The organism is Streptomyces javensis, assembly GCF_039525925.1.
Classification (GTDB): Bacteria; Actinomycetota; Actinomycetes; order Streptomycetales; family Streptomycetaceae; genus Streptomyces; species Streptomyces asiaticus.
Genome location: NZ_BAAAIF010000160.1, coordinates 1 through 6,648 on the forward strand (window position 1 = coordinate 1; position 6,648 = coordinate 6,648).

Sequence of the window (6,648 nt, forward strand, 5' to 3'; positions counted from 1 at the left end):
GCCGCGTACGCCGCGGCCAACGCCTACCTGGACGCGCTGGTGGAGGACCGCCGTGCGCGGGGTCTCGCCGGTACCGCGGTGGCCTGGGGCCCCTGGGCCGAAGGCGGCATGGCGGCCGGGGACGAGGGCGACCACCTGGCGCGCCGCGGTCTGCCCACGATGGCGCCGGGCCTGGCGATCGCCGCTCTGCACGGGGCGGTCGCCGGCGATGACGGTGTGGTGACGGTCGCCGATGTGGACTGGGAGCGATTCGCCCCCGCGTTCACCATCGGGCGGCCCAGCCCGCTCCTCGGCGAACTGCCCGAGGTCCAGCGGGCGCTGGCGAACGCCGCGAGCACCGAGGGCACCTCGGCCGGATCGGCACTGCGGGAGCGCCTCGCCGGACTCACCGAGGCCGAGATCGACCGCACCCTCCTCGACCTGGTGCGCGCCCACGCCGCCGCGGTCCTCGGCTTCGCGGGCGCGGAGTCGGTGGAGCCCGCGCGTGCGTTCAAGGAGCTGGGCTTCGACTCGCTCACGGCGGTTGAGTTCCGTAACCGGCTGAACGCGGAGACCGGGCTGGTGCTTCCGGCCACGCTGGTCTTCGACTACCCGAGCGCCACGGTGCTGGCCGACCATCTGCGTGCCGAGGTGCTGGGGACGCGGGGCGACGTGGCCGTGCCGTCGGCGGTGGTGGCCCGGGTCGATGACGACCCGATCGCGATCGTCGGGATGAGCTGCCGATTCCCCGGCGGTGTGCGCAGCCCGGAGGAGCTGTGGAACCTCGTGGCGGCCGGTACGGACGCCATCACGGACTTCCCCTCCGACCGCGGTTGGGACGTCGAGGGGATGTACGACCCCGACCCGGAGCGCCTGGGCACCTTCTACGCCCGCGAGGGTGGATTCCTCGACGGGGCGAGCGAGTTCGACGCCGCGTTCTTCGGGATCTCGCCGCGTGAGGCGCTCGCCATGGATCCGCAGCAGCGACTGCTGCTGGAGACCTCCTGGGAGGCGTTCGAGCGGGCCGGTATCGACCCGGCGTCCGTGCGCGGCAACCAGATCGGCGTCTACGTTGGCGCCGCGACCTCCGGCTACGGCACCGGACTGCACGAAATCCCCGAGGGGCTCGAAGGGCAGCTGCTGACCGGCAGCGCCACCTCCGTCGTCTCGGGCCGCATCTCCTACACGCTGGGTCTGGAAGGGCCCGCGCTGACGGTGGACACGGCGTGCTCGTCGTCGCTGGTCGCCCTGCACCAGGCCGCGCAGGCGCTGCGCCAGGGCGAGTGCTCCATGGCGCTCGCCGGTGGCGTCACCGTGATGACCAACCCCGCCGCCTTCGTGGAGTTCAGCAGGCAGCGCGGGCTCGCCCCCGACGGCCGGTGCAAGCCGTTCGCGGACGCCGCGGACGGTACGGGCTGGTCCGAGGGTGTCGGCATGCTGCTCGTCGAGCGGCTGTCCGACGCCCGGCGCAACGGCCACCAGGTACTGGCGATCGTGCGGGGCTCCGCCGTGAACCAGGACGGTGCGTCCAACGGTCTGACGGCCCCCAACGGCCCCTCCCAGCAGCGGGTCATCCGCCAGGCCCTCGCCAACGCCCAGCTCTCCGCCGCCGACGTCCAGGTGATCGAGGCGCACGGTACGGGTACGACGCTGGGTGACCCGATCGAGGCCCAGGCGCTGCTGGCCACCTACGGCCAGGAGCGCCCGGAGAACCTGCCGCTCTGGCTCGGATCGATAAAGTCGAACATCGGCCACACCCAGGCCGCCGCCGGTGTCGCGGGCGTCATCAAGATGGTGATGGCCATGCGGCACGGGGTGCTGCCGCGGACCCTGCACGTGGACGAGCCGTCGCGCGAGGTGGACTGGTCGGCGGGCGAGGTGCGGCTGCTGACCGAGGCCGCCGCATGGCCCGAGACCGGGCAGCCGCGCCGGGCGGGTGTCTCCGCGTTCGGTGTGAGCGGGACCAACGCGCACACCATCATCGAGCAGGCCCCCGCACCGGAGGAGGCGGAGCCCGTTCCGGCGGCCCCCGCCGACGACCACGGCATGGCCCCCTGGACGCTCTCCGCCCGGAGCCCGGAAGCCCTGCGCGACCAGGCCGAGCGGCTGCGCGCCCATCTGTCCGAAAGCGCCGAGTCCGGCGTTCTGGACATCGCCGAATCGCTGGTCGCCACGCGATCGGTGTTCGAGCACCGCGCGGTGCTTCTCGGCACCGACCGCGACACGCTGCTGCGCGGCCTGGAGACTCTCGCCGCGGGCGACGACGCCCCCGGCATCGTCCAGGGGCAGGCGGCCACGGCCGGGAAGACCGCGTTCCTGTTCACCGGTCAGGGCGCCCAGCGCCTCGGCATGGGCCGGGAGCTGTACGACGCCTTCCCGGTGTTCGCCCGCGCCCTGGACGAGGTGTGCGCACGGCTGGACATGGTGCTCGACCGGCCGCTGCGCGAGGTGATGTTCGCGGCCGAGGGCAGTGCCGACGCCGAGCTGCTCGACCAGACGGCCTTCACCCAGCCCGCCCTCTTCGCCATCGAGGTGGCGCTGTACCGGCTGCTCGAGCACTGGGGCATCACCCCGGACGTGCTGATCGGTCACTCCATCGGTGAGATCGCCGCCGCCCACGTGGCCGGGGTGTTCTCGCTGGAGGACGCCTGCACCCTGGTGGCCGCTCGCGGCCGTCTGATGCAGGCCCTGCCGGCCGGTGGCGCGATGGTCGCCATCGAGGCGTCCGATGAGGAGATCGCGGCGTCGCTGACCGGTCGTGAGGCCGAGCTGAGCATCGCCGCCGTCAACGGCCCGACCGCGGTGGTCATCGCGGGCGACGAGGCCGCGGCGCTGGAGATAGCAGGACAGTGGGCGGAGCAGGGTCGCAAGACCCGCCGCCTGCGCGTCAGCCACGCCTTCCACTCGCCGCACATGGACGCCATGCTGGACGGCTTCCGCGCCGTCGTCTCCGGTCTCTCCTTCCAGGCGCCGTCCATCGCCTTCATCTCGAACGTCACGGGTGAGCAGGCCGGTGCCGAAGAGGTGTGCTCGCCGGAGTACTGGGTGCGGCATGTGCGGGAGACCGTCCGCTTCCGCAGCGGGGTGCGGGCCCTCGAAGCGCAGGGCGTCACCGCGTACATCGAGGTGGGCCCCGACGGCGTACTGTCCGCGATGGCCCAGGACTGCCTGACCGCACCGGTCGACGACATCGCGGCCGACGGCACACCGGCCCCCCTGCTGGTTCCGGTGCTGCGCAAGGACCGCCCCGAGACTCAGGCGCTCGTCGCGGCCCTCGCCGAGACGCATGTCCACGGCGAAACCGTCGACTGGCGGGCCTTCTTCGCCGGACGCGGCGCCCGCCGCGTGGACCTGCCGACCTACGCGTTCCAGCACCAGCGCTACTGGCTGGAGCCCGGTGCCTCCGCGGGAGACGCCGCCGCCTTCGGCCTCGACCCGGCCGACCACCCGCTGCTGGGCGGAGCCGTCCCCCTCGCGGGCGCCGACGGCCTGGTGTTCACCGGAACGCTCTCGCTGCACACCCAGCCCTGGCTGGCGGACCACGTCCTGCGCGGCGAGGCGGTCCTGGCCACCACGGCCCTCGTCGAACTGGCCATCCGCGCCGGTGACGAGGTCGGCCTCGGCCAGGTGGAAGAGCTCGTCATCCAGGCGCCGCTGGTCCTCCCCCGAGGGGGCGGCGTTCAGATCCAGCTCGTCCTCGGCGAGGAGGACGAGTCCGGCACCCGCTCGCTGGAGATGTACTCGCGGGTGGCCGAGCCGGAGGGCGAGGACGAGTGGATCTGCCACGCCAGCGGTGTGCTCGCTCCGGAGCCGGACGACGCCGAGACCGCCGAAGGGGCGGCGCGCTTCGACTCCACCGCATGGCCCCCGCCCGGCGCCGAGCGCGTCGATGTGGACGGCCTGTACGAGCTGCTCGCGGGCGACGGCCTCGTCTACGGACCCTCGTTCCGTGGCCTCCGAGCCGTCTGGCAGCGCGAGGACGAGGTGTTCGCCGAGGTCAGCCTGGCTGAGGAGTCCGTCGTGGACGCCCAGCGGTTCGGGCTGCACCCCGCTCTGCTGGACGCGGCGCTTCAGCCGCTCGGCCTCGGAGTGCTGGACGGCGTGGGGCGCGGCCGCGTCCTGTTCAGCCTGGCCGGAGTGTCGCTGTACGCCGCCGGTGCCTCCGCGCTGCGCGTCCGGCTCGCCCGCACCGGTCCGGAGACCCTCTCCCTGGCCGCGGTCGACGGGGCCGGCGAAGCCGTGCTCTCCGCGGACACGCTGACGCTGCGCCAGGTCGCCACGGAGCAGGTGGCGGACCCGGCCCCGGTGGAGACCGAGACCACCACCTCAGCCGGGGTGGCCACCGGCACTCCCGCCGAGGTGGTCACGGACACTCCCGCCGAGGTGGTCACGGACACCCCCGCCGAGGAAACTCCCGCCAAGCCCGCCCGTCGGCGCAAGACCGCACGGCGCGCCGCCAAGAAGGGCGCCGGATCGGACTCCGGACCGCTCGCCGCGCTGCGGGAGCGGCTGGCCGGGCTCTCCGAGCCCGAGCAGGACCGGGTGCTGCTCGATGTGATCCGCACCCATGTCGCGGCGGTGCTCGGACACGCCTCCGCCGACGCGGTGCAGGGGTCGCAGGCGTTCAAGGACATCGGCTTCAGCTCGCTGACCGCCGTCGAGTTCCGTAACCGGGTCAGCAAGGCCACGGGCCTGCGCCTCCCGGCGACCGCGGTGTTCGACTACCCGACCCCCGCCGAACTGGCGAAGTTCGCCCGTGCCGAGGTGCTCGGCGCGCAGACCGGAGCGCTCCAGCCGGTGCCGGTCGCGGTGGCGGGCAACGACGAGCCGATCGTGATCGTGGGGATGAGCTGCCGCTACCCCGGAGAAGTGGCCACCCCCGAGGACCTGTGGAACCTGGTCGCCGAGGGCCGCGACGGCATCTCGCCCTTCCCGACCGACCGCGGCTGGGACGTGGAGAACCTCTACGACCCGGACCCGGACGAGCCGGGCAAGTGCTACACGCAGGAAGGTGGCTTCCTGCACGGCGCCAGCCAGTTCGACCCGGCGTTCTTCGGGATCTCGCCGCGTGAGGCGCTGTCCATGGACCCGCAGCACCGACTGCTGCTGGAGACCTCGTGGGAGGCGCTGGAGCGGGCCGGTATCGACCCGGTCTCCGCGAAGGGCAGCCAGACCGGCGTCTTCGCGGGCGTGACCTACCAGGACTACGGCGGCGTCCTCGCCGGATCCCAGGAGAGCGTCGAGGGCTACATCGGCACCGGTGTCTCGCCCAGCGTGCTCTCCGGCCGCATCTCCTACACCCTGGGCCTCGAGGGCCCGGCCGTGACGGTGGACACCGCGTGCTCGTCGTCGCTGGTCGCGCTGCACCTGGCGTGGCAGGCGCTGCGCCAGGGCGAGTGCTCGCTGGCCCTCGCCGGTGGTGTGACGGTGATGTCCACCCCGATGTCGCTGGTCGAGTTCAGCCGCCAGCGCGCGCTCGCCTCCGACGGCCGCAGCAAGCCGTTCTCGGCCGCCGCGGACGGTGCCAGCTGGGCCGAGGGCGTCGGCATGCTCGTCCTCGAGCGGCTGTCGGACGCCCGCCGCAACGGACACCCGATCCTCGCCGTGGTGCGGGGCAGCGCGGTGAACCAGGACGGCGCTTCCAACGGCCTGACGGCGCCCAACGGCCCCTCGCAGCAGCGGGTCATCCGGCAGGCGCTGGCGAACGCCCGCCTGTCGGCCGCCGAGGTCGACGCGGTGGAGGCGCACGGTACGGGCACCTCGCTGGGTGACCCGATCGAGGCCCAGGCGCTGCTGGCCACCTACGGTCAGGAGCGTCCCGAGGGCCAGCCGCTGTGGCTGGGTGCCATCAAGTCCAACATCGGCCATTCGCAGGCGGCCGCCGGTGTGGGCGGCGTCATCAAGATGGTGATGGCGATGCGGCACGGCGTGCTGCCGAAGACCCTGCACCTCGACGAGCCCTCGCCGCACGTCGACTGGACGGAGGGCGACGTCGAGCTGCTGGCCGAGGCCAGGCCGTGGCCGGAGACCGGGCATCCGCGACGCGCGGGTGTGTCGGCGTTCGGCATGAGCGGCACCAATGTGCACACCATCCTGGAGCAGGCCCCCGAGGTCGAGGCGGCCGAGACCGTCGAGGCCGAGGTGGCCGACGGCCCGGTGGCGTGGATCGTGGCGGGCAAGAGCAACGACGCGGTCCGGGCCCAGGCGGACCGGCTGCGGGAGTTCGTGGCCGAGCGTCCGGAGCTGCGTGCTGCCGATGTGGCCCACTCCCTGGCGACCACCAGGTCCGCGTTCCAGTACCGGGCCGCGGTGACCGGAACCGGCCGGGAGGAGCTCCTTGAGCGCCTGGCGGCGGTGGTCGAGGGCGCCAAGGCACCGGGCGTGGTCCGCGCCAGCGCCGTTGAGGAGCCGGGCCGTTCGGTGTTCGTCTTCCCCGGCCAGGGTGCGCAGTGGCTCGGTATGGGCGTGGGGCTGTTGGAGTCCTCGCCGGTGTTCGCGGAGGCGATCGGCGAGTGTGAGACGGCCCTGTCGGCGTATGTGGACTGGTCGCTGACGGATGTGCTGCGTGGCGCTGACGGCGCTCCGGGCTTCGACCGGGTGGATGTGGTCCAGCCGGTGCTGTTCGCGGTGATGGTGTCGCTGGCGAAGCTGTGGCGTTCGATGGGTGTC

The 6,648-nt window shown here is 73.2% G+C and carries 1 protein-coding gene; it reads left to right on the forward strand.

Annotated elements, in window-relative coordinates; genetic code table 11:
* Positions 1-6,648 (forward strand): type I polyketide synthase (locus ABD329_RS47025; protein ID WP_344318160.1); only part of this gene is annotated, 6,648 nt, incomplete at both ends.